The sequence below is a fragment of the Deltaproteobacteria bacterium genome (assembly GCA_019912665.1).
Taxonomy (GTDB): domain Bacteria; phylum Desulfobacterota; class GWC2-55-46; order GWC2-55-46; family GWC2-55-46; genus UBA5799.
Genome location: JAIOIE010000008.1, coordinates 173,127 through 196,766, shown reverse-complemented (window position 1 = coordinate 196,766; position 23,640 = coordinate 173,127). Strand labels below are relative to the sequence as shown.

The 23,640-nt window shown below is 57.6% G+C and carries 26 protein-coding genes and 1 tRNA gene; 16 read left to right on the top strand and 11 right to left on the bottom strand.

Going from position 1 to position 23,640, the window contains the following annotated elements:
* Positions 1–2: 2 nt before the first annotated feature.
* Positions 3–554 (bottom strand): DJ-1/PfpI family protein, encoded by a 552-nt coding sequence (locus K8I01_03640; protein ID MBZ0219510.1) that lies wholly within the window; start codon positions 552–554, stop codon positions 3–5.
* A 152-nt stretch (positions 555–706) separates the two neighbouring features.
* On the opposite strand from K8I01_03640, the gene K8I01_03635 reads away from it, so the two are divergent.
* Positions 707–2,503 carry a thioredoxin domain-containing protein gene (locus K8I01_03635; protein ID MBZ0219509.1) on the top strand — a complete coding sequence of 599 codons (1,797 nt, stop codon included), beginning with the start codon at positions 707–709 and terminating at the stop codon, positions 2,501–2,503.
* Here the strand turns inward: K8I01_03635 and K8I01_03630 are convergent.
* The 4 genes from K8I01_03630 to K8I01_03615 form a co-directional block, all read right to left on the bottom strand.
* Positions 2,457–3,716, bottom strand: a complete 1,260-nt coding sequence (locus K8I01_03630) for a glycosyl transferase (protein MBZ0219508.1) — start codon at positions 3,714–3,716, stop codon at positions 2,457–2,459. The two genes, K8I01_03635 and K8I01_03630, sit on opposite strands and share 47 nt — an antisense overlap.
* A 294-nt stretch (positions 3,717–4,010) precedes the next feature.
* Positions 4,011–4,703 carry a hypothetical protein gene (locus K8I01_03625; GenBank protein ID MBZ0219507.1) on the bottom strand — a complete coding sequence of 231 codons (693 nt, stop codon included), beginning with the start codon at positions 4,701–4,703 and terminating at the stop codon, positions 4,011–4,013.
* Entirely contained in the window at positions 4,700–5,974 is a 1,275-nt protein-coding gene (locus K8I01_03620; protein MBZ0219506.1) for a glycosyl transferase family 2, read from the bottom strand. Before K8I01_03620 ends, K8I01_03625 begins: the two co-directional genes overlap by 4 nt.
* Positions 5,975–5,976: 2 nt before the next feature.
* On the bottom strand, positions 5,977–6,798 hold the full coding sequence (locus K8I01_03615) for an HAD-IIB family hydrolase (protein MBZ0219505.1): 822 nt from the start codon (positions 6,796–6,798) through the stop codon (positions 5,977–5,979).
* Positions 6,799–6,960: 162 nt separating this feature from the next.
* On the opposite strand from K8I01_03615, the gene K8I01_03610 reads away from it, so the two are divergent.
* The 6 genes from K8I01_03610 (at position 6,961) to K8I01_03585 (ending at position 11,639) form a co-directional block, all read left to right on the top strand.
* Positions 6,961–7,767, top strand: coding sequence for an N-acetylmuramoyl-L-alanine amidase (locus K8I01_03610; GenBank protein MBZ0219504.1), 807 nt, complete (start codon positions 6,961–6,963; stop codon positions 7,765–7,767).
* Positions 7,745–8,488, top strand: a complete 744-nt coding sequence (gene rph, locus K8I01_03605; GenBank protein MBZ0219503.1) for a ribonuclease PH — start codon at positions 7,745–7,747, stop codon at positions 8,486–8,488. The genes K8I01_03610 and rph overlap by 23 nt, the downstream gene beginning before the upstream one ends.
* The gene (locus K8I01_03600; GenBank protein ID MBZ0219502.1) at positions 8,485–9,084 is read left to right on the top strand and encodes an XTP/dITP diphosphatase; all 600 of its coding nucleotides are present in this window, start codon (positions 8,485–8,487) and stop codon (positions 9,082–9,084) included. Before rph ends, K8I01_03600 begins: the two co-directional genes overlap by 4 nt.
* Positions 9,085–9,261: 177 nt before the next feature.
* Positions 9,262–9,471 (top strand): cold-shock protein, encoded by a 210-nt coding sequence (locus K8I01_03595; GenBank protein MBZ0219501.1) that lies wholly within the window; start codon positions 9,262–9,264, stop codon positions 9,469–9,471.
* Between the two features lie 174 nt (positions 9,472–9,645).
* The gene (locus K8I01_03590) at positions 9,646–10,779 is read left to right on the top strand and encodes a citrate synthase (protein MBZ0219500.1); all 1,134 of its coding nucleotides are present in this window, start codon (positions 9,646–9,648) and stop codon (positions 10,777–10,779) included.
* Positions 10,779–11,639 carry a ChaN family lipoprotein gene (locus tag K8I01_03585; GenBank protein MBZ0219499.1) on the top strand — a complete coding sequence of 287 codons (861 nt, stop codon included), beginning with the start codon at positions 10,779–10,781 and terminating at the stop codon, positions 11,637–11,639. The genes K8I01_03590 and K8I01_03585 overlap by 1 nt, the downstream gene beginning before the upstream one ends.
* On the opposite strand, the gene K8I01_03580 is transcribed toward K8I01_03585, so the two are convergent.
* Entirely contained in the window at positions 11,615–12,730 is a 1,116-nt protein-coding gene (locus K8I01_03580) for a response regulator (protein ID MBZ0219498.1), read from the bottom strand. The genes K8I01_03585 and K8I01_03580 overlap by 25 nt on opposite strands.
* 289 nt (positions 12,731–13,019) lie before the next feature.
* On the opposite strand from K8I01_03580, the gene K8I01_03575 reads away from it, so the two are divergent.
* Positions 13,020–14,309 (top strand): peptidoglycan DD-metalloendopeptidase family protein, encoded by a 1,290-nt coding sequence (locus tag K8I01_03575; GenBank protein MBZ0219497.1) that lies wholly within the window; start codon positions 13,020–13,022, stop codon positions 14,307–14,309.
* Between the two features lie 157 nt (positions 14,310–14,466).
* On the opposite strand, the gene K8I01_03570 is transcribed toward K8I01_03575, so the two are convergent.
* Both K8I01_03570 and K8I01_03565 read right to left on the bottom strand, forming a co-directional pair.
* Positions 14,467–15,630 carry an acetate/propionate family kinase gene (locus tag K8I01_03570; protein MBZ0219496.1) on the bottom strand — a complete coding sequence of 388 codons (1,164 nt, stop codon included), beginning with the start codon at positions 15,628–15,630 and terminating at the stop codon, positions 14,467–14,469.
* 159 nt (positions 15,631–15,789) lie between these two features.
* Positions 15,790–16,185 (bottom strand): hypothetical protein, encoded by a 396-nt coding sequence (locus K8I01_03565; GenBank protein MBZ0219495.1) that lies wholly within the window; start codon positions 16,183–16,185, stop codon positions 15,790–15,792.
* A gap of 182 nt (positions 16,186–16,367) precedes the next feature.
* On the opposite strand from K8I01_03565, the gene K8I01_03560 reads away from it, so the two are divergent.
* Entirely contained in the window at positions 16,368–16,862 is a 495-nt protein-coding gene (locus tag K8I01_03560; GenBank protein ID MBZ0219494.1) for a methylated-DNA--[protein]-cysteine S-methyltransferase, read from the top strand.
* 12 nt (positions 16,863–16,874) lie between these two features.
* On the opposite strand, the gene K8I01_03555 is transcribed toward K8I01_03560, so the two are convergent.
* Complete coding sequence (locus K8I01_03555) at positions 16,875–17,348, bottom strand: hypothetical protein (protein ID MBZ0219493.1); 474 nt, start codon at positions 17,346–17,348, stop codon at positions 16,875–16,877.
* A gap of 135 nt (positions 17,349–17,483) precedes the next feature.
* Here K8I01_03555 and K8I01_03550 point away from each other — a divergent pair, with 135 nt between their 5' ends.
* From K8I01_03550 to K8I01_03520, 7 genes are all read left to right on the top strand, one after another.
* A complete protein-coding gene (locus K8I01_03550; GenBank protein ID MBZ0219492.1) occupies positions 17,484–17,981 on the top strand; it encodes a hypothetical protein in 498 nt (165 codons plus the stop codon).
* A gap of 114 nt (positions 17,982–18,095) precedes the next feature.
* Positions 18,096–18,518 carry a transcriptional repressor gene (locus tag K8I01_03545; protein ID MBZ0219491.1) on the top strand — a complete coding sequence of 141 codons (423 nt, stop codon included), beginning with the start codon at positions 18,096–18,098 and terminating at the stop codon, positions 18,516–18,518.
* 20 nt (positions 18,519–18,538) lie between these two features.
* Positions 18,539–19,138, top strand: a complete 600-nt coding sequence (locus K8I01_03540) for a peroxiredoxin (GenBank protein ID MBZ0219490.1) — start codon at positions 18,539–18,541, stop codon at positions 19,136–19,138.
* 138 nt (positions 19,139–19,276) lie between these two features.
* Complete coding sequence (locus K8I01_03535) at positions 19,277–20,182, top strand: RNA polymerase sigma factor RpoD/SigA (protein ID MBZ0219489.1); 906 nt, start codon at positions 19,277–19,279, stop codon at positions 20,180–20,182.
* Positions 20,183–20,481: 299 nt separating this feature from the next.
* Positions 20,482–21,264 (top strand): hypothetical protein, encoded by a 783-nt coding sequence (locus K8I01_03530; GenBank protein MBZ0219488.1) that lies wholly within the window; start codon positions 20,482–20,484, stop codon positions 21,262–21,264.
* A complete protein-coding gene (locus tag K8I01_03525; GenBank protein ID MBZ0219487.1) occupies positions 21,254–21,946 on the top strand; it encodes a hypothetical protein in 693 nt (230 codons plus the stop codon). Before K8I01_03530 ends, K8I01_03525 begins: the two co-directional genes overlap by 11 nt.
* A gap of 102 nt (positions 21,947–22,048) precedes the next feature.
* Positions 22,049–22,291 (top strand): hypothetical protein, encoded by a 243-nt coding sequence (locus K8I01_03520; GenBank protein MBZ0219486.1) that lies wholly within the window; start codon positions 22,049–22,051, stop codon positions 22,289–22,291.
* Between the two features lie 83 nt (positions 22,292–22,374).
* Here the strand turns inward: K8I01_03520 and K8I01_03515 are convergent.
* Together K8I01_03515 and K8I01_03510 are read right to left on the bottom strand one after the other, a co-directional pair.
* Positions 22,375–22,451: transfer RNA gene (locus tag K8I01_03515), tRNA-Pro, on the bottom strand.
* Positions 22,452–22,725: 274 nt separating this feature from the next.
* The gene (locus tag K8I01_03510) at positions 22,726–23,310 is read right to left on the bottom strand and encodes a hypothetical protein (GenBank protein MBZ0219485.1); all 585 of its coding nucleotides are present in this window, start codon (positions 23,308–23,310) and stop codon (positions 22,726–22,728) included.
* Positions 23,311–23,640: the final 330 nt, after the last annotated feature.

Here is a 23,640-nt window from a genome sequence, read left to right as displayed (position 1 = left end):
GTTTAGAGCCTGGCCAGCACCCCCTTGTTGACCTCTTCGGCCTTCGTCTTCCCGAAGAGGGTCTCTACGAGCCTGAACGCGAACTCCATTGCCGTGCCAGGGCCCTGGCTGGTTATGATGTTCCCGTCGGCTACGACCCGCTCATCAGAAACTAATTCATTCCTTGAGAGGAGCTCTTCGCGCACCGAAGGGTGGCTCGTTATCCTTTTACCTGATGTAGCGCCGTGGGCGGAAAGCACGGTCGGCGCGGCGCATATGGCCGCGACCTTCCGGCCCCTATCCATCAGCACGGTGATCAGTTTACTCACGCGCGCGTCTTTTTTGAGGTTTTCAGCGCCTAAGGCGCCGCCCGGAAGGACTATCATTTCGTAGTCCGCGCCGACATCGTCCATCAAGGCGTCGGTAAGGACCCTGATCCCGCTCCTCCCCTCGACGGGGCCTGGAACGGTCCCGGCCATTACCACATGGGCACCGGCCCTCCTCAGTATATCGACTATGGTCACCGCCTCTATCTCCTCGAAACCGGGAGCTATGGGAACGAGCACCCTTGCCATGTTTTCCTCCTTTGAACAGGTCGGGTTCCAGGTAAAACGGAAGCTTCAGGGATTATACAGCCGTTCAGCCCCGTGTCAAAGCCCGGCGGCTTGCGGTTTAACCTAATTGGGATAAGATTTGATTAAGATTTGTCTTAAAAAAGGAGCGCGTAATGGCAAATGCACACCGCCAGGCCAACCACTTGAAAGACCAGAGGAGCCCGTATCTGAAGCAGCACGAGCTGAATCCCGTGGACTGGTACCCTTGGGGGAGCGAGGCCCTTCAAAAGGCGAAAAGGGAGGATAAGCCCCTTATAATAAGCATCGGCTACGCCTCGTGCCACTGGTGCCATGTGATGGAGCGCGAGTCCTTCGAGGACGAGGAGACGGCCCGCATAATGAACGAGAACTTCGTTAATATAAAAGTGGACAGGGAGGAAAGGCCGGACCTCGACAGCCTCTATATCAAGGCGGTGCAGGCCATGACCGGGCACGCGGGCTGGCCGCTCACGGTCTTCGCCACACCGGACGGCGTGCCTTTCTACGGGGGCTCGTATTTCCCGCCCGAGGACATGAGGGGCATGCCTTCGTTCAGGAAAGTGCTCATGGCCGTGAGCCTCGCGTACAGGAAGAACCGCGATAAAATTGAGACCGTTACAGCCGACGTCGAAAGGACCCTCGGGGGCAGGGCCGAGATAGCGCCCATAGAGCTCAGGAGCGAGGTCGCTGACATCGCGTATGACGCCGCGCGCCTATACTTCGATCCCGTCAACGGCGGCTTTGGCAGGGGAACGAAGTTCCCCCATGCGATGTTCCTTGATTTCCTCCTTCGATACCATAAGAGGACAGGAAAGGAGGAGGCGCTCTCCATGGTGAAGAGGACCCTGTCCTCCATGGCCAGAGGCGGGATCTACGACCACCTGGGCGGCGGCTTTCACAGGTACTCGGTAGCCGAGAACTGGGACATACCTCATTTCGAGAAGATGCTATACGATAACGCCCTGCTCTCATCCCTTTACACCGCCGCCTACAAGGAGACCGGCCTCGGGCTCTACCGGGAAGTCGCGCTTGAAACGCTCTCCTATCTCGTCCGTGAGATGAGGGGCGAGATGGGCGGCTTTTATTCCTCGGTGGATGCGGACGTGGAGGGCGTGGAAGGGGCCTACTACGTCTGGAGGCCTGAAGAGATACGGGAGGTCCTCGGGGACGAGGCCGAGAGGTTCATTGAATTCTTCTCCGTCACGGAGGAGGGGAATTACGAGGGGAGGAACACGCTCCGGGTAAACAGGCGGGAGAGGGAGGCGGACGAGCCGGTCCCGGAGGACATCCGGAAGATGAAGGCGCGCATGCTCGAAGTCAGGATGCGGAGGAGACCGCCCCAATTCGACAGAAAAATAATAACGGCATGGAACGGGCTCGCAATCTCGGCGCTTTCCAGGGCATCGGGCGCGTTCAGGAGGCGAGATTTCGAGGACGAGGCGAAGCGCACCGCCAGGTTCCTCCTATCGTCGCTCCGCGACCGGGACGGACGGATGCTCCGGTACTTTCTTGACGGGAGCGGGGATGTGAAAGGGATGCTCGAGGACTACGCCCTCCTTGCAGAGGGTCTCCTCTCCATCTACGACGAGACCGGCGAGGAGGAATGGCTCTCAGAGGGGGAGAGGCTTGCCGAGAGGATGATGGAGATATTCTACGACGAATCGAGCGAGCTCTTCTTCGATACGGGTATCGACCAGGAGCGGCTCTTCGTCCGCGAGCGCGACCTCTACGACAACGACATCCCGTCCGGCAATTCGGCTGCGGCCTCGCTGCTCCTCCGTCTTTACCGCGGAACCGGGAAGAAAAGGTATATGGATCTCTCCGAAAGGATACTCCAATCCATGGACAGGCTCACTGAGGAACCTATCTCCTACGGAAACTTCCTCACTGTGCTTGAGAGTTTCCTTGCTGGGGACGAGAGGCCGCACTGAAGGCGAGCTTGTTGTCCTCCTCTATGACTGCCTTGAGGCGCTCCAGAATTCCGGGGGTCGCCGAGATGACCCTGTTCCAGTTGGGTATCATGGGGGCCCCGAGCGGGCTTTCGCTTATCGTCTTTGCCGCCTCCATTATCGACCTGGTGAAGGCGTCGACCATCGCCGCCTCCTCGTGCCTGTCGTAGAAGAGACCGTTAATCGCCGCGTCGCTCTCGTATTTCACTATGCTGTCCTCGGCCATCTTGAGGTAAGCGGCCATGAGCGACTTGAAAAACCCGTCCGAGAAGACGACCCCCTCTGACGCGACGGTCCTGAATATGGACTTCGCTATATCGATGCTCATCTTCATGAGCCCTGTAGAGGGGTCCTCGGCCGAGAGTATCTGGTGCTTGTGCTCATAGTTCTCGGCTATGTCGACCTGGCATACGCGTTTGGTCGTGTAGTTCCTGTAGACCTCGGCGAGCATCCCCACCTCAAGGCCCCAGTCCCAGGGTATCCTGTTTATCCTGGCCACGTCCACGGTCATCGAGAACTCCCCGGCGAGCGGGTACCTGAAGCCGTCGAGGAAATCTATGAAAGGCTGGTTCACGACCATCTTCTGGAGCGCCCTCACGAGCGGGGTGAGGAAGAGCCTCGTGACCCTGCCGTGCATCCTGTCGGTTATGCGCGCGTAGTAGCCCTTGCAGAAGACGTAGTCGAGGGTCGGGCTCACGACCGGGTAGCATAGCCTGCCCAGTAGGTCTAGGCTGTAGTTCTGTATGTCGCAGTCATGCAACGCTATTATGCTCGATTTGCCGCTAGCTATGACGTAGCCATAGGCCGTCCAGGCGGACCTGCCCTTGCCGTCCTTCCCTGGGCTCACCCCCTTTTGCTCGAGGGTGGAGTAGAGCTCCCTCATCCTATTCCCGCTCGTGTGGATTATCGTGACCTCGTGCGGGAGGACTGACATGAACTCCTTGACAGCCCTGTACTCGTCATCGGTTGCCGGGCCGAGCACAAGGACGATCTCCCTTATGAAGCGGGCCCCCTTGAGCTCCTCCCTGATGCCCTTCATGGCCTCGCTCATGACATCCGAATAAAGCGCGGGGAGGACCAGCGCTATCGGGCGCACGAGACTGTAAAGCTCGAGTTCCGCCAGAAGGCGCTCGGTCTTGGGTTTCCCCAGCCTGTGAAGGGTCGTGATGGTCCCGGCGTGGTAGAAGTCAGCCATTATGCCTCCTTATGGCAACCTCTAATTTTTAGAGATTGTCATTTGTTGAGTGGCCCGTGATCCCGAAGCCTTTCCCGTCAAAAAGGGCGCGCATGCCGTCCCGGATGGAAGGGCCGTATCGGAAATCGCTGGTTCGGCTTTCTTGTGTCGGAGCCCGGCCATAACGCGCAAGCCGGGTCCTGGACGATTATCGAGGAAAACGGTGCAGCCGCTTTGAAAGACCCTGGTGAATAGCCACGGCTATTGTAGCATCATGGGAGCCGTCATGCAATGCGGTACCGGCTATCCCGGTGTTTAAAGCTGGTCCAGGTTGTTCCCCTCGCGTCTGGAGAGGAGAAAATCCAGCGCCTTCTTCGCGTACGCCTTGCCGGCCATGCCGAAGGCCACGGCCACCGCGAGCCCTATGGAGCCGAAGAAAATGACGAAGGCGGCAAGCACTATCCTCGGGGCTATCGCGAGCTGCTCGAGAGCCATGGCAAAGGCCAGTACGAGAAGGAGTATGCGGACGAGCTCGCTTAAGGCCTTCGAGTATTCGATCCCGGAGTTGACGCCGGCGATTAGCACGGCCCTTGCGAGGAAGTTAGCGATGAAGTACCCGAGTAGCACGATAATGACCGCCGAGAAGAACCTCGGGAGGTAGAGGAAAAAGACCGAGACCAGCGCGTCCGTTACGCGGAACCCGAGGGTGGCGAACCCGGCGACGAAAAAGAGTACCACTATGAACCAGTATATGAAGGAGCCGATAAAGCGGGAAGGCGGCCTGAGTATCCCGGCCTTCCTGAAAGCGGTAGTAAGGCCTATCTGGTCGCTCCAGGCGTCAAACCTCACTGCCCGGAAGCCCTTCTGGAGGAGGCGGCTCACGAGGGCCGCTGCCATGAAGCCGGCCAGCACTATGATGATTATGACGAGGAGATCGGGGATGAACCGGAGGAGCTGCTCCCCGAAATGTTCTAGGTGTTCCGAAATCCGCTCTATTATCGTCCTCATTTTTTAACCCCCTCTCGCCAGTTACTGACCAGGTACTCTTTCTGCCGTTCGTACTCGGCGCAGACCTCTTCGACCACTGCTTCGGCCTCCTCGTCATTCATGTCGACGGTTTCGAGGAAAAAGGACGCGGTCCGGCCGTAGTAGAGAGGTATGAGCGTCTTTAAAAGCTGCTCGGGCTGGAGCTTCCTGTGATGGTAGGCCAGTATGTAGTCGTATACCATCTTGACCCACATCTCCCTGGTGAAGCGGAACGAGGCCGCGTCGGCCCTTGCCATCCGGGCAAGCGCGTCCACCGTCTCCTTGTCTATGAACCCGGCCCATATATCCCGGAGGTTCTCGGCCCCGAGCCTGAAATGCCGGAGCATACCCTCCACGCTCGCCTTTATCGGGACCACGCCGACCTGGTATTTGAACCCGAAGGTCGGGACCTCGACCGAGTCCGTAGCCGAGCGCCATTGGGAGCTGTGCTTCTCAGTAAGCGACATGAGCGAGCCGACCACCTGCACGAACATGTCCCGGAGGTCAGCGCCGGGGTCCTTCGGGTCGTGTATCTTCGCGCCCAGGTACGCCTGGCAGACCTTGAAGCGGCCGGCCAGGGCCTCGGTCGTCATCCATATGTCTATGCCGAACCTGGCCACGTCCGTGTTCCAGACGTCCTGGCCGACGTAGAATTTTGCCATCTCGCCGGAGAAGCCGAACTCCCCGCCGATGGGCTGGCGTATCTTCCTGCAGTAGAGCGACCGCGTGAGCGGGTATATTATCGAGTTGGTGATTGTGCCGTCGTACTTGTGCCTTGCGTAGAGGGGGGCTACGAAGTCGAAGCCCTCCTTGTAGACCGGGGAGAGGAGGAGCTCTATCCACTCGGGCGTTATCGAGCGGAGGTCCGCGTCCACGACGCAGCAGGCCTTTGCGCCGAGGACCGAGGCCATCTTGAATATGGTCCTGAATGCGCTCCCTTTGCCCGGTATGCCGTGGTACGGGGTCGTGATCCGGTTTACCGGGTGAATCCTGTGCGAGAGGAATACGGCCTTGTGGTCCACGCTCGCATTTATTACGATCTCGGGTGTCTTGTCGCTCGACCCGCCGTCCGAGTTTATTATGACCGCCCTTTCGGAGGGGAAGTATTTCGCGAGCCCGGCGTCAACGGCCCGGACCACGTGGCCGATGGTGCGCGAGTTGTTGTAGCTCGCTATCCCCACGACTATGTCGGCGCGGTCGGGGAGGTTGCTCGGCCGGATCTCCCCTTCGGCTGTCTCGGCGCGCGTTTGCATGGTCAGCAGGTATACCCCTCGGAGGAGGACCTGATGGAATCGAGTATGCCGATGACGGCCCTGGCCCAGCCTGACGGGCCTATGCCATCAGCCCTCACCAGCCCGGGTATCTCCCCGACATCGTTATACCCCCCGTCCTCGTTCATGACCAGCACCGGGTAGTCGACCTTTCTCAGGAATGGCGAATCGTTCGGCCCATCCCCCAGCCCGATTGTAACTATCTTGCCGTAGAGGGCCCTGTACATGGCAATAAGCATGTCGACGGCTTTTCCCTTGTCATTTGCCCCGGTGATGTGGAAGAGCCGTCCCATGGTGAACGAATACCCGGCCGCCTCCACGAGCTTTCTTGCCTCATCAGGCGAGGACCCCGCCATAACGAAGGGCTCGTCAAATTCCCTTTCCTTGGATAAAGCGGCTTCCTCCGGGCCGAGGCCTGTGAGCTTCCCGACCTCCTCGACCGTCATGTCGCCGAAACCCTTAATGGCCTTTCCGGACCCGGCCCTTATGGAATCGAGGGCGCGGCGGAGCTCTCCGTAGTCCGGGCCGAGCTTCATTTGCACGAACCCGTCCCTTTCCTCCCCCTTCACGGGAAACGGGAAATACGAGCGCGGTACGTAGACCCCGCCGCCGTTTTCGGTTATGAACGGGTGGAGGTTACCCAGCCTTTCCCGTATCCTCTCGACTTCCTTCCGGGTCTTGCTAGTAACGAGGGCAAGCGGTATGGCGTCTTCCGAAATCCTCTTAAGGGCCGCGGTAGCGGGCTCAAAGGAGTAGCTTGAATCAAGGAGCGTGCCGTCTAGGTCGGTGAAGATTACCGGTTTCATATGGCTCCGTTGGAAGGTGGATGGATATAGACCCATAAATCATATCAAATACCGGCGGTCCGTCAAATTTATCCGGCTAACATGGCAAATTCGCCGGGGGATATGTCAGCGAATCGCCCGCCCCATTGACTTGGGCCGCCTTTGAATTTACAATAGGCACAAATGGGAAAGTACCTTCTGGCCGCCTCTGTTCTTCTCATAGCTCTTTCGTTTTCCGCCGCCGCAAACGGCGCGGAATCGCGGGTGTCCGGCCCCATGGTGGTCGTTATCGACCCCGGACACGGCGGAGAGGACACCGGCGCAAAGGGGCCGTCCGGGCTTGAGGAAAAGGACGTGACCCTGAGGCTCGCCCTGGGCCTTGCGGAGACCCTGAAGAAAAGGGACGACTTGAGGGTGCTCCTTACCAGGACCGCCGACGTCTTCATCCCCCTCGAGGAGAGGACTGCCTTTGCCAACAGGAACGGAGCGGACCTTTTCATAAGCATACACGCCAACGCCGCCTCGAACAAGGACGCCATCGGCATAGAGACCTTCTTTCTTAGCTTCGAGGCTACGGACGAGGACGCAAGGAGGCTTGCCGCCTTTGAGAACAGCGCCGGGGCGCACGGGGCAGAGCTTGCCGCGGCGGGCGCGGAGGACGACATAAAGAGCATACTCCTCGACCTCGCGAACACCATGTCTCACCACGAGAGTTCGGCTTTTGCCGAAATGGTCCACACGACGATGGTCGGCGGCACCGGCAGGGAGAACCGCGGAGTCAAGCAGGCCCCGTTCACTGTGCTCGTGGGCGCGACCATGCCCGCGGTACTGATAGAGGTCGGCTTCATCTCAAACCCGTCCGAGGAGAAGTGGCTTTCGAAGGCGGACGGCCAGGCAAGGCTGGCCGAATCGATAGCCGAAGGGATATTGAGCTTCAAGGACGCGCTCGCAAGGAAAAGGGGGTACATTGAAGTCAGCGGCAGGGACTGACAGGGCGGACGGGCGGAAGCCTGACGAGTTGAGGAGAGTGGCCGCGGAGCGCCGGTATCTCAAGTTCGCGGAGGGCTCGGTCCTCTTCGAGATGGGCGATACGAAAGTAATCTGCGCGGCGACCGTCGAGGAGAGGGTCCCGCCATTTCTCGTAGGCACGGGGAGGGGCTGGCTCACAGCCGAGTACGCGATGCTCCCGAGGTCTTCGAAGAAACGGATACAGAGGGAGGCCGTCTCAGGGAAGGTCGGCGGCAGGACGCACGAGATACAGAGGCTGATAGGGAGGTCGCTCCGGGCGGTCGCCGACATGCAGGCCTTAGGAGAGCGGACCGTCTACATAGACTGCGACGTGATACAGGCGGACGGCGGCACGAGGACCGCGTCCGTCACGGGCGCTTACATCGCCGTCCATGATACCCTCCGCGAGCTTGTAGAGCAGGGCCTCCTCGATTCCATACCGCTCAGGGACTCTGTCGCGGCCGTTAGCGTCGGCATCGTGGGCGGCGTGCCGGTCCTCGACCTCAACTACGAGGAGGACTCGAAAGCCGAAGTCGACATGAACGTCATAATGACCGGCGACGGCAGGTTCATCGAGGTGCAGGGCACGGCGGAGCTTTCCCCTTTCTCATCCGATGAGATGACGGAGCTCATCTCGCTCGCCTCAAAGGGCATAAAAGAACTCACAGCCTTCCAGAAGAAAACAATCGGGAACGGGAATTGAAGCTGGTCATCGCCACCAGGAACAGGGGCAAGGCGGCGGAGATAGCCGGCCTGCTTGAAGGAACCGGTGTCGAGGTCGTCACCCTCAACGAGTACCCTTCGCTTGTCCTTCCGCCCGAGACGGGCGATAGCTTCAGGGAGAACGCGCTCATAAAGGCCCGCTTCGTTGCGGAGGCTACAGGCCTTCCCGCGCTTTCCGATGATTCAGGGCTTGAGGTGGACGCGCTCTCCGGCGCGCCCGGTGTTTTTTCCGCCAGATACGCTGGCGAGGGCGCAACCGATGCAGACAATTACGTGAAGCTCTTGGCTGCGCTCGAAGGCGTGCCCGAAGGGAAAAGGACCGCGCGCTTCAGGTGCGCTGCCGCATTCGTCGAGCCAGGCAAAGGCGAGGAGGTCTTCGAGGGCGAGTTCGAGGGTGAGATATCAACTGAACCCAGGGGGAGCGGCGGTTTCGGCTACGACCCCGTTTTCGTCGTGCCGGGAAGGGGGCTCACTGTGGCTGAGCTCCCGCCCGGGGAAAAGGACAGGATAAGCCACAGGGCGAAGGCGCTCAGGGCGTTCAGGGACTTTTTGGCCTGGAAGCATGGAGGAGGATAAAGCGGAACAAAAAAAATCCGGGGCCCCTTCCTTGACAAGCCGCAGACCCTCAATTAGACTTACTCAGTAAGTAAGCTAGTAGCAGGGTTTGGAAGCGCGAGGTAATTGCAAAAGGACCTGAAGTGCGAAAAACCCCTATTACTTATGAATTCCAATGAGAAAGGAGGGTTTTTCCTTATGCCTTCAGGAAAGGTGAAGTGGTTCAACGAATCCAAGGGTTTCGGGTTTATTGAACAGGACACTGGCGAGGACGTCTTTGTCCATTATACTTCGATACAGGGTTCCGGGTTCAGGACCCTGAAGGAGGGGCAGAGGGTTGATTTCGAGATCACCAAGGGCCCCAAGGGGCTCAAGGCTGAAAACGTCAACCCCAATCCCATGCTATAGTAACCCAAAGGGATTACAGTAGCCCTCATCCGGCAGGATGGGGGCTTTTTTTATGTACAACCCGGTGTCAGTGTTATAGAATCTGCCTTGAAAAGGAACGAGGGATTCTCCTCAAAAGCCCTGTCCGGGCTTCTCCGCCAAAACCGGGTCATTGGAATGGACGAGAGACTTACAATGGATGTGGTCCCCGGGCTCGAAGGCATTCCCGCCGCCGAGTCGGCAATAAGCTTCATAGACGGGGAAAAGGGCATACTCGAGTACCGGGGCATACCGGTCGAGGCGCTCGCCGAGAAAAGCAATTTCGTCGAAGTCGCTTACCTCCTCCTTTTCGGCCGCCTGCCGAAGAGGGCTGAACTGGAGAAGTTCAGGGGCGACATCACCTTCCACACCCGCCTCAAGCTCAAGATACTCAGGATGATGGAGTACCTTCCGGAGAACGGCCACCCCATGCACTACCTCCAGGCCGTGACCTCCGCCATGGGCATGTATTATCCCGCAAGGGACACCTTGAACCCCGAGACGCGCTACTGGTCATGCGTAAGGCTCATAGCCAAGCTCCCCACCATCGTCGCGGCGGTACACAGGCTCAGGCACGGGGACGCCCCGATACAGCCGAGGAACGACCTCTCGCTCGCGGCGAGCTTCTATTACATGCTCTTCGAGAAGGAGCCTTCGCCGCTAATCGAGAAGATACTCGACTCCATGCTCGTGCTCCACGCGGACCACACCATGAACGCGTCGACCTTCAGCGCCAGGGTCGTCGGCTCGACATTGGCCGACCCATATACGGTCGTATCCTCCGCCATCGGCACGCTCTCGGGCCCGCTCCACGGCGGGGCTAATGAGGCCGTCGTCCGGATGCTCGACGAGATAGGGCCGAGCGGCAACGCGAGAGCGTACATAGAAGGCAAGCTCACGCGGAAGGAGAAGGTCATGGGGGTCGGGCACAGGATTTACAAGACGACCGACCCGCGGGGCGAGGTCTTGAAGGGCTACATCGCCCGGCTCGCGGAGCTCGACGAGATAGACAAAAACACGATAGAGTCTTCCCGCGAAATAGAGGCGGTGGTCATGGAGAGGCTCGCGGACAAAGGCCTCTATCCGAACATAGACTTCTACTCCGGCATCCTCTTCCGGAGCATGGGGATACCCACCGAGCTCTTTACACCCATCTTCGCCATGGGCAGGGTCGCCGGATGGCTCGCCCACTGGATGGAGCAGCTCAACTACAACCGCATATACCGACCCGAGCAGAAGTACACGGGCCTCCGCTCTCAGCCCTACATCCCAATCGAAGAGAGAGAATAATGGAAAAGACCAGGAGCGCCGTTCCGGGATGGCTCAAGGCGGCCTGTTTCCTTGCGTCCGTCCTGGTTCTTGCGGCAGGATGCCGCGAGCCGAAGATAATAAGGGTCGCCGACCAGCAGGCCGTAAAACCGGCTGACCTCGTGAAGGAGGCCTCGGAAGCGGACTTCGTCTTTATCGGCGAGGCGCACAGCATAAGGCTCCACCACAAGGCGCAGCTCGAGGTCATAAAGGCACTCAAGGACCAGGGCGCGGACGTCTCCATAGGCATGGAGATGTTCAAGACCGAGAGCCAGGACGCGCTCGACAGATGGGTCGGCGGCGAAATGGCCGAAGAGGATTTCAGGGCCGTGTATAGAAAGAACTGGAACCTGCCCTGGTATCTCTACAAGGACATCTTCATTTACGCAAGGGAAGAGGGGATCCCGCTCGTGGCCCTCAACATCCCGAAGAAGATAGTGAACCAGGTGCTCAAGGAGGGCTTCGAGTCGCTTACGCCGGAGGACCTTGAGAAGCTCCCGCCGGGCATCGAGTGCAAGGTGGACGAGACCTACGAGAACTTCATGCGCGAGGCCCTTGATTCTTTCGCGAAGCACGGGGTGGATTTCAAGAACTTCTGCGAGGCCCAGCTTGTCTGGGACAACGCCATGGCCCATAACGCGATAGAGTACATGGAGAGGCATCCCGGGGTGAAGATGGTGGTAATGGCGGGGGGAGGGCATTCATGGAAGAGGGGCATACCCGCCCAGGTAAGCAGGCTTTCCGCATACACAAGCGTCGTGTTGCTTCCCGACTCGGAGACCCTCGCAGTGGACCACGTCGGTCCTGAAGACGCCGATTATATCATAACCGGACGGCTCTGAACGTCGTCCTTGTTCTCGTCGTAGAGCCTCCGGAACTCCTCCGAGCAGTCCCTGAAACCCGAGAGTACCGCCGGGTCGAAGCGCTCAGGATGGCGGTAAATTATGCCGCAGGAAGTCTCGTGCTCGAAGGCCTCCTTGTAGGGGCGCACGCTCCGGAGCGCGTCGTATATGTCGACGATATTGACTATCCTCCCTGAAATCGGTATCTCCTCGCCCTTCAATCCCTTCGGGTAGCCTTCGCCGTTCCACCTCTCGTGGTGCGTAAGGGCAATCTCCCTGGCCGTCGCCAGTATCTCCGAATCAGAGTCCTTGAGGAGCTCGGCCCCTATGGCCGAATGCGTCTTCATTACGTTAAACTCCTCGTCCGTAAGCGGGCCGGGCTTCAAAAGTATGGAGTCCGGGATGCCGATCTTGCCCACGTCGTGCATGGGGCTTCCGAAAAAGATGGCTTCGACCGTCTCCTCCGGAAGGCGCAGATACCTGGCGAGGAGCTGCGAATAGAGGCTTATCCTCCTTATGTGCCAGCCGGTCTCCTTGTCGCGGAGCTCAGCCGCGAGCGTCAACCGGTATACCGTCTCTATGTAGCCGGTCCGTATCTTGGCGAAGGCTTTTTCGAGCTGGACCGACTTGTCCTCCACCTCGTATTCGAGCCTCCTGCCGTGCTCGATCAGGTAGTCCTCGTATCGCTTGACCTTAAGGAGGTTCCTCAGGCGCGCCTTGAACTCTGACTCGTCCACGGGCTTTGAGAGGAATTCGTCCGCGCCGCCGAGAAGCCCCTTCACCCGCGAGTCCCTATCGGAAAGGGACGTCATTATTACGACCGGGAGGTGAGTGGTGAGTGGGTCTTCCTTGAGCCTTCGGGTCACCTCGAACCCGTCCATCCCCGGCATTACCACGTCTATTATCAGGATGTCCGGCATATGGGTGCGCGCCTTCTCAAGGGCTTCAAGCCCGTTCTGGGCGGGGATGCACTCGTATCCGAGCTCGGCTATGAGGTCCGAGTATACCTTGATGTAGAAGCGGTCGTCGTCGGCCACGAGTATGCGGGCCTTGCCGGGCCGGCCCCCTGCCATGTCCAGATCCCTTTTCATGGGGCGTATATTACATCTTTACGCGCCTTGTTTTCAAGCGGACATTGAGCCGCTCCTCCCGCATGGATGGCCCGCATTTTCCGTTCCGCCTCTCATTCCGCATTTCTCAATTTTTTTTTACGCACGAAAAAACTTTTTATTTCCCACAACTTGTTGGAAAAGGTTCAACAAAGCCTTGACATCGTTCCTCCTCTTCATTATTATGTCCGAAACCCGCTCGGTAATGCATCTTGGCGTAGAGCATGGACGTCTCGAACAGCGTTCCCGAGTGATGGGAGAGGATGGGATATTGTCGGAATTCTCAAACAGGAATGAGAAGAAGTTCCACCTGAGGACCGCTCTTGTAATTTCGCTCGTAGGACTTTCGTTCCTGCTTTCATTTCTCTTCATAGTAAGCCCGGAAGCCTCTCTGAAATGGCAAGCCGTCCCCGAGCAGGAATCCGGGGCCGAGGACGCCCCTAAAGGCCCGGAGCTTGTCAGGCACGATTTCAAGCTCGCCGGCAACAACACCTTCTACCAGATAATGTCCGGCCTGAACGTCCCCGGCCCCGAGATACTCGAGATAGCCGAAAAGGCCCGCCCGATCTTCAGCATGAGGCAGCTCCGGAAGGACTCTGTCCTTACCGTCTATACTCTCGAGGACGCAGTCCGGAGAATAGAGTACAAGTTCAGCGACTACGAGTACCTCCTCATAGAGAAGACGCCCGAGGGTGGAATATTCGCGAGCAAGGCAGAGCTGCCGAATGAGATAAGGGAGGTAGTGGTATCGGGGACGATCGATAACTCTCTTTACGAGGACGCGCTTAAGGCCGGTGCCGACGCGCAGGCCGTTATGGCCCTTACCGACATATTCGCCTGGGACATAGACTTCACCTCCGACATAAGGAAGGGCGATTCCTTCAGGATTTTGAAGGAGGTCCTCTATGTCGAGGGCGTGCCCGTAAGGAGCGGGAAGATAATCGGCGCGGAGATGGTAAACGGCGGGAAGAAGTACACGGCCGTATATTACGAGGGGAACGGCGGGACAGGCTACTACGACAGCGAAGGGAGGTCCTTGAGGAGGTCGCTCCTAAAGACACCCCTCAGGTACAGGAGGATATCGAGCCACTTCACGACAAGGCGCTATCATCCCATACTCAAGAAGTACAGGCCGCACCACGGGGTCGACTACGCGGCGCCCGTAGGCACGCCCGTCGAGGCCGCCGGGAGCGGCATAGTCAAGTTCGCCGGCAGGAACAGGGGATACGGCAACTACGTGGAGATACGGCACAACAACGGGTACTCCACCCTCTACGGCCACCTCTCGAAGATAAGGAAGGGCATAAGGACCGGAGTGAAGGTGAGCCAAGGGGACATGATAGGCTATGTAGGCTGCACAGGGCTATGCTCCGGGCCGCACCTCCATTACGAGGTGCGCGCAAACGGAAGGCTCATAAACCCTCTGAGCATAAAACCAGTGCCGGATAAATCCATACCAAAGAAGGAATGGCAGGCCTTTGCCGCCGTAAGGGACGAAGTAAGCGCGAAGCTACTTTCCGACGGAACGGCCATTGCCATGAGCGCGGAAAGTCAGCAATAGCCGTCCATCCATCCCTGTCCGGCCCCTCTCTCCATCAAGGCAACATATAAAAATCGATCTTTTTCCCGGACTCTGTGATTGCGCGAAAAATCTCTAATTTTTAGAGATTGCCTAAGGTTAACGAACAGGGTTTTACTCCCTCTCGCGTTTTTGCAGTTCAGGCCAGGCCCACTACCCTGGCCGTGTGCCTGGCTATCATAAGCTCCTCGTTAGTCTTCATGACCCGCACACTTACCGGCCCTCTTGAGATAACGGGGCCATTGACCTTGTTCTCCTCCGGGTCGATTTCAATCCCAAGAAAACCGAGGCCGCCGAGTATCCGTTCCCTTATGGCAGGAGAGTTCTCGCCCATGCCGGCGGTAAAGACGAGCGTGTCGAGGCCGCCGAGCACGGCGGCGAAGGCGCCCAGGAATTTTTTCGCCTGCCTGCAGAAGACCTCTACAGCGAGGGCGGCCTCCTTTGAGGAGTCCTCTTTCTGAAGGAGGTCGGCCATATCCGGGCTCACTCCCGAGATGCCGAGAAGGCCGGACTTCCGATTGAGCATTTCGTTAAGCTCGTCAGGCCCGAGGCCTTTCTTCTTCAATATGTAGACTATCACTCCCGGGTCGAGGTCGCCGGTGCGCGTGCTCATTACGAGCCCACCGAGCGGCGTGAAGCCCATAGTGGTGTCGATGCATCTCCCGTCCTTTACCGCGCTCATGGAGGCGCCGTTCCCGAGGTGCGCTATCACGACCCGGCCTGAAGCCCCCTCCGGGTCGAGCCTCTTGAGCTCCTCCATAATGTATTCGTAGGAAAGTCCGTGAAAGCCGTACCGCTCTACTCCTTCATCCCGGATATCCCGCGGTATGGAGAGGGTCCGGGATGCGAGGGGCATGGATGTGTGGAAGGAGGTATCGAAGCAGGCTGCCTGGGGAAGGCCCGGTAAAAATTTCCCGACTGCCTCTATCGCCTTTATCTCATGTGGGAGGTGCTCGGTCGCAAATGGCACGAGCGCCCTCAGGGTGTCCATGAGCTCCGGGTCGATGGCCCGGGGCGAGGTAATCCTGCCGCCGTGCACGACCCTGTGCCCGACCGCCCTTATGCCCTCCCCCTCGGGCCTTTTCTTAAGCCAGTCGAAGAGGGCCTTTAATGCGGGGACATGGTCCTGGAATCTCATCCTCTCCTCGATGAGCGCGGTCCCCCTGCCGTCAAAGGCCAGGAATGCCCCCTCAGGCAGGCCTATCCTCTCGAGCCTTCCTGAGAGGAGGCGGGAATTCCCGGGCGCGTACACGGAGAATTTGATGCTCGATGAGCCGCTATTGATGGTCAGGACATTGCCCACGTGCGCCCCCGCGTAAAAAAAGCCCAATCTGCTGTGTAGTCTTCAAAATTCGTCATTGCAGCGTATAAAAAAGTACGCCTCATTCCTCATTTTTCGGACTCCTTGCATCTTGAGCTTTTTGAGCAGCCTGAATGAGATTTTCAGCAATCTTTTTAGGCTTCAGCCCCTTACAAGCCATGCGGCAAGGAGCGGCCCGGCTATTTCCGAGGCTAGCACGAGAGACCAGAGCCTCCCCTCCCATATCCTGTAATCCGCCAGGAGCCGTTCCCAGGGGAAGCCGAAGGCGTAATGGCCGAAGATGAACTCGAAGACGATGCTGCAAGAGAGCCAGAAAAAGCCGGTCTTTAAAGCCGTCGAGACAAGCGGGGGCTCCGCGAACCCGGCCATGTAGATGTACGAGCCTATGAAGATGACCGCGACTATGAGAAAGGTCTTGTAAAGATGGGAGCCGTAATCCCCTATGTGGCGGACGAGAATCTTTTCAGCGAAAAAGCCGTTACCTATTGCTATCAGAACCATTACGAACCAGAACGCGAATGCGACCTTAAAGCTCATCTGTTATGCCCGGACTGTTACGGCCCTGCCAGGCCCGCGGGACTTCCTTTCTCTTCGGATTGCGCATACCAGGCGCATGGGTCTTAAAATAGCAGAAGAGGGGCGTTAAGTCAAAAGCATGAATCCGGTTGCCTTCTTTGCGGCACCTGTTTTATCATTTTGAAATGGAAAAGATTAAGAGAATGGACTGGGCGGCTTACGAATCACCGCTCGGATTGATACTCGCTGCGTCTGACCAGCGGGGGCTCACTCATTTGAGCATACGCAGGGAAATAAGAGAGTTCCTCTCTTGCTTGCGTGCGGACGGGGCCGAGCCCGTTGAGAGGGCCTCGTCCTTTGCCGCCCTTTTCAGGATGCTCGATGAATACTTCCGGGGTATAGCCGTCGAGTTCAGGGTTCCATTGAGCCTTTCGGGCACTGAATTCGACAGGGCCGTATGGGAGGAGCTTAAGCGTATTCCGTGGGGGAGCGTTAAGACCTACGGCGAGGTTGCAAAACGTATTGGAAAGCCTGGCGCTTCCAGGGCCGTAGGCGGCGCGTGCGGCAGGAACCCCGTTCCAATCATTGTCCCCTGCCACAGGGTGGTGGCAGCGGATTCAAGGCTGGGAGGGTTCTCTGGCGGAATAGAAATCAAAAAGGCCCTCCTCAAATTGGAAGGCCTTAAGATAGCCGGATAGGAACTATCCGCTTTAGCCGTGCGCCACGAGCACGCCGGCTGCCGAGGCGGCCAGTGATATGGCAACCATCACCCAATGGAGCGTCTTTACCTTCCTGAATATCCCGTCAATGTCCATTGTCGCGCCTTCCCGGGCCATCCTGTCCAGCATCTTTTTAATCACAATGGGCTCGAGCCCTACGAGCATCACGAACCAGAAGACCCAGACGGCGGTCATGAAGGTGAGCGCCCAGCCGCCTGGCTGGAAGTAAAGCTCGTACCAGCCCGTCTGCCAGACCATTACAAAGCCGGATATGCCGACGATTATGTTATAAACCTTCGCAAGCGGCGCGAACCTGTGCTCTATTCGCTGAAAGGTAAGCACCTTCTGGAGCGGGTCGGGCGTCTTTATTGCCATGGGGAGGACTATGCCCGTAACGAAGGCGAGCCCGCCTATCCACAGTATGACCGTAAGGACGTGGACCATGTGCATGGTAAGGAAGAGCATATAAAAACCTCCTTGATTCGGGGCCTTATTTGTTTTAGCTTAGTTATGGAATCTTAACTCAAAAAAAGGCTTGCAGCCAGTTTTCATTTCGATAACACGGTCCGGCCTGGGCCGGACATGACGGAAATCATAAATATGGCGGTCGACAGGGAATTCCTTTCAGGCTTGAGGCGTTCGAGCGTGATGGTCGCGGTCTTCGCGGCCTCGTTCGTATTCATGTACGCCGGGGTCGTGGTGCTCCTTAAATATCTGTATATCTACTTCAGGGGGTTCAGCCCCGGCATGAGCGAGCACCTCTTGAGGGGCATCTTCTACGGGTTGAGCGCCGTTGCGATCGGGGCTTCGGCCTCGATATCCAGGAGGCGCTATTCGAAGGAGGCGTTAAAGGCCAGGGTCAACGAGGCGGACTCACTCATGAGGCACCTTGTGTTGACGCCCGTGATATCGATGTTATTTGCCGAGGCGGTCCTCATATTCGGGTTTTTCCTCTTTTTCCTGAGCGCCATGTACGTGGACTTTTTCTTGCTGGCCGCTATTTCGTTATCGCTCATAATCTGGAGCATCCCTTCAATAGATTTCCTCGAAGAGGCCCTTGAAAAGGCGGGGGGAAGCGGGCCTTTCCGGCAAAATTAATTTAATAAAAACCGGCAGTTATATATTTTTCGCGGAAGGCCTTGACATATATTTTTTTTATTCTATAATAGAATTATTCTTAAGTAGTAATTGTTAGTTCAAGAAGGAGCCGAGATGGAGAGGATAGTAAGAAAGTACCGGGGGATGGGTTTCAAGCTCACGCCGCAGAGGCTCGCGATCCTCAAGTTCCTGGAGGGGAACACCAGCCACCCCACTGCGGAGGACATCTATACCGAGATAAAAAAGAGGTATCCGACGGTCTCCTTTGCCACGGTCTACAACACCATCCAGGCCCTCAAGGAGAGGGGCGAGATAATGGAGGTGACGATAGACCCGGAGAGGAAGCATTTCGACCCCAATCCGGCCCCGCACCACCATATCATGTGCACCGGGTGCGGAAGGATAGGCGACGTCTTCGTGGATTATTCAGTGTCGCTTAAGCTGCCGGATGAGGTGACAAGGGAGTTCACCACCACAGGCAACCATATAGACTTTTACGGCCTTTGCAACAGGTGCCGTCTAAAGCAAACAAACTAAAAAAGAAGGAGAAAAAGGAAATGGCGGAGACAATGGCAGTAGTTCAGAACGAGGCCCCGGACTTCAAGGCGACTTCGGTCATGGAGGACGGCTCGGTAAAGGAGATCAAGCTCTCGGATTACAGGGGCAAGTACGTGGTGCTCTTTTTCTACCCGCTCGACTTCACGTTCGTATGCCCGACCGAAATAATATCGATGAGCGACAGGATAGACGAGTTCCACGCCAGGAACGCGCAGGTGATGGGGGTCTCGGTCGACAGCCAGTTCTCGCACATCGCCTGGAGGAACACCCCCAGGAAAAAAGGCGGCATAGGGGAAATAGAATACCCGCTCGTCTCCGACCTCGACAAATCCATAAGCAGGAGCTACGGCGTGCTTGTGGAGAAGCCGGGCATAGCCCTGAGAGGCCTGTTTATCATAGACAAGCTCGGCAAGATACGCCACATAACCATAAACGACCTCCCGCTAGGAAGGAACGTGGACGAGGTCTTGAGGGTGCTGGACGCGATCCAGTTCAACGAAAAATACGGCGAGGTCTGCCCGGCCAACTGGAAACAGGGAGAGAAGGGGATGAAGCCCGATCAGGCGGGGTTGGAGAAATACGCCGAGGCGAACTTCTGATGCTGGAGGACCGGGAGTCAAGGCTCCCGGTTCTCGTTTACCTGATGAAATAACCACTGACTACGGGATTATCCCGCTCTTCCTGATAAGTTGGCAATCCGCCGTAACGGCAGGCCTCGCCTGATACAGGGGGAGGCCATGGAAAAGGACGATACAGCGCGGCCGGTCCGAAGGGGCAGGCCGCCGTCAACCGGAGAGTCCGGAGAGAAAAAGGCCGGCTCCGACTCGGTAACAGCGTACTTCAGAGAAATAAGGAAGATAAGGCTCCTTACGGCAGCCGAGGAAAAGGCGCTTGCAAGGAGGATAGCGAAGGGCGACGGCGAGGCCCGGAAGACGCTCATAGAGGCGAACCTGAGGCTAGTCGTGAATATCGCCAAAAGGCACCTCAACAGGGGCCTTCCGCTCCAGGACCTCATAGAGGAAGGGAACATAGGCCTCATAAAATCGGCGGAGCGCTTCAGCGCCTCAAAGGGATGCAAGTTTTCGACTTACGCGACCTACTGGATAAAGCAGTCGATAGACAGGGCCGTAGCAAACCAGGCCGATACGGTGAGGCTTCCGATACACGTCTCGACCGACCTCGCCAGGATGGCCAGGGCCGAGAGGGACTTAACGAGCGAACTGGGACGTGAGCCGGACATAAGGGAGCTTTCCGAGAGGACGGGCCTTTCAGGAAGGTATGTAAAGAAGCTCAACGGGATAACTCGTAAGAGCTACTCCCTTGAGAGCCCGGTCGCGGAGGACGCCGACCAGTCGCTCATGGAAAGGATAGTCGACGAGACCTTCCCGCCGCCCATGGAGGCCGTTGACATGGCGGACAGGGCTGAAAAGGTGAGGAAGTGGCTCGAATGCCTTGACGAGAACGAGAAGGTGGTCATAAGGGAGCGCTTCGGCCTTGACGGAGAGGAGCCAAAGACTCTCGAGACAGTGGGCAGGGAGTTCGGGCTCACGAGAGAGAGGGTAAGGCAGATAGAGGCCAAGGCCATCGGGAAGCTTAAGCGGATGGCGGAAGAGACCCATACGGAATATAGGGACGTTGCATAGAAATTACGCGATTGCGAGAGAGTAGAGCTGATTCCCTCCTGACGATAGGACCGCAGCACATAGCCGCTTTGCCCCCCGCCCAATGCCCGCAGTGCCCTTTAGGGGCGGCGACCTCGAGTCGCCGCCCCTAAAGTTTTTTTTGACAAATTGGATATAATATCCGCATCACCCGCGTGCCGGCGGTTCATTTCCGGTCTGCCCGAATCGCCATCCCCTGGCCCTTACTGCTTGATTTTGCTTAAGGAATTGCCGGAAACTTCCGATTAGTTAAGGAATACTGACCTTAAAGGAGGCTTTCGATGTCAGGAAGGTTTTACAGGCCCGCTGCCGGCGCGCTCATCTTTCTCCTTCTCCTCATTATCACAGGGTGCGACAAGACCCCGAAAGCGGTCGGCAGCCAGACTTCGAACGGCTACGGAAGCGACGGACTCTCAATATACCTGACCGGCCCTGCCCGGCTCGAAGGCGACATAAAGCAACCGGAGGGGATGCAGTTCCCGATAAAGCTAAAAATAAACGGCCCTCCGGACGGCGCCGCGCGCATTACTACAGTCCATCCGCCGCTGGTAGACGGCTGCGACATTATAAAGAGCCTTCCCATGTACGTTGAGCTCGATAGCGCGGGCAGCGCCGAGGCCGAAGGAACCGTGCTCTTCGCCTCAGACTACGCCTGCACCTTTGGATTCGTCGTTGCGGCAGCGGCGGAGTTCGAGCCGGACGAGCGGCATTACGAGCTCTACGACCCAGTTGACGAAGCCGAGGTCTCCATGACCTTCACGCGCGTGGTGGAGCCCGGAAGCCCCCAGGCCATAAGATTCACGGCGAGGCAGGAGTGCGAGGGGTTCGTGCGGGCCGAGCTCGAGGACGACGGCCATGTGGAATCATTCCAGTGGAGTCCCGCCTCGGTAAAGAATATCGAGGGCGGCAGGTACCAGGCCGAAGGCTCGTTCTCCGTCAACAACGTGTCTTTCAACCACAGGTGCACCATGGACTACGCGAAGGGCTCCGGCTGGAAGCTCGTAGAGCTTGAGGTGCCTGGGCTTAAGCAGTACAGGTCCGAGAGGGAATCCCATGGGTTTTAAGACAGGCGGAAATGGCCGATTCCGGCATGTGCTTCTTGCATCCCTCGCCGCCTTTGTCCTCATCGCGTCCTCGGGGTGCACTCGCTCCTGCGGGTCTACTCCCGAGAAGGCCGCGGAAAATTACCTGAACGCCTTTTTTGAGAACGACCTTGATGCCACCTGGAACTGCGCCTCGGAGCGCGACAGGGCGGTCAAGGAGCGGAAGTCATACGACATGATCCATGAGGTCGAATCGGACACCATCGCGGCCAAGCTTGCAAAGCAAGCGAAGGTTTCCATACTGAGCACCGAGACGGAAGGCATGAGGGCCGTTGTGGCAGCCTCGGTAGTAATGCCGAGGCTCGACATAGTCATGGGCGACATGCTCGGCTTCGCCTTCGGCGCGGCCGCTAGCGGCATGGAATACGGCGAGTTCGACAGGGCCTTGAAGAACCGCTACTTGAAAGGGAGCATACCCAGAGGGACGAACCCCGTTATCCTCTTCCTCGTCCGAGAGGAGGGCGACTGGAAGGTTTACCACGGCTGGGAGATGGACAAGGCCCTTGAGCTTGAGCGCTGGGAGAAATACGACGAGGCGCTCGAACACTGGCGGGCGGTGGACAGGATAGTGCCGGGGCACCCGGTGGCAACGGCTCGGATAGAGGAGATATACAGAAAGACCGGAAGGGCGGGGCCGAGGTGAGGCCCGCATCAAAAAAGGGACCAGACAAAACGGCTGGTCCCTTTTTATATTTTGGGGCATTAAAGTGAATGACAGCTTGTTTGAAGTTAGGCGGTGGGCCGGATGATAAAAGGGGTCTTTTGGGTCGTATTGCTTCTTAACGCGCTGACTTTATTCCTGGCCTTCAATCCCTGGCTCCGGGAGTGGGCGGCCCAGGCCATAGTCTTACTCGTGCTGGAAGCGGCCTTCTTTGTGATAATCGGCGTGCCGGTCTTCATATATCATCTGCGGAAGGGCCTTCGGCCAAAAGATGCGCTGGCCGCAAGCCTGGACTCGGTGGTAAGCTTTCTTTCGGGGTGGGTTTGAAGAGTAGGGGGTTGTGCCCCGCCATCCATCGTGAGTGTAAAATAAAAAAGGGACCAGCCGTTTCCGGCTGGTCCCTTTTTAAATGGTCGGGGCGAGAGGATTCGAACCTCCGGCCCCCGCGTCCCGAACGCGGTGCTCTACCAGGCTGAGCCACGCCCCGATTTTAGGGTTCCTCTAAAAATCGTTCTTTTCCCCGATCTCTTCGTAGGGCAAAAACAAAAATGCTCACATATTGCAACATATGCTCCGCTTTTTGTTTTCGCCCTGCCTCGACCTCGAAAAAAATACCTGATTTTTAGAGGAAACCCCTCTTTTCCTGCAGAAACAAAAACGAGCTTCGCTTACGCAAAGCCCTCCTGAACTTCAACATAAAGAAAATAACACTTCTCTCAAGCTGAATCCAGCATTTTTTTTAAGGTCCCGGCTTCTATTCGTCAGCCAGGGCCATCCCCTTCGCCTTTCGTCCTTTCGAGCTCCCTCATGGCAATGGCGTGGCAGTCAGGGCATATCCCGTGAGTCAGGCGGGGGAGCCTCTCAGCCCCGAAAAGGTCGAGCCTCTTTACGGCCTCTTCGGTCTCGACCCAGCCCCCGTCAAGGTTTATCCGTTTGCACCAGCCGCATATCTGCAGAAACTCGTTGGATCGGTCAACGGCCGGGTCGAGGAGGGCGACAGGCAGCCTCTTCTCGGCCCTTAAGAGCTTGCACCTGAACTCCACGGTCCCCTCGGCGAGCGGGGCTATCTCCATTTCCATGAACCTCCTTATGGCGGGGGAGTCGCACCTGAAAGGGATATAGATCTCTTTCCCGGATGATCTTACCCTCGATAATATCATCCGGTAGACCTGGCGGGTCTCCGCGTCGGCTATAAAATCCCAGAGCGGCCTATCAAGGACCGCCTCAGGGGACAGGGCCTCGGATTCGTTCGCGGCGGCAAAGGAAAGCCATGCCCGGTTCACATGGACTATCCTGTCCAGGGCGTCGAGCCTGTATACAAAAAGACCTTTGGAGTCGCCTCCCATGCATATATTCTACCCGGTAATGGCCGCCTGTAAATATAGGGAGACGCCTGCACGCCGCCCGGCCTTGTGCTATATTCCTTATTAGCAGGCTGCTGAAAAAGCCCAATCTGCTGCGTCGTCTTCAAAATTGGACGCTCCGGCGTACCATAAAAGTACGCCTCATTCCTCATTTTTCGACTCCTTGCATCTTGAGCTTTTTGAGCAGCCTGAATGAAATTTGTGGCAAACTGTCAGCTGACGCCAGACGTCCGGACGCGCAGGACCATTTAATTTGGCGGGGATTTCAAGCGTACCGCCGTGATTGAGAGGATGTCCGGGGGGAGCGCCCGG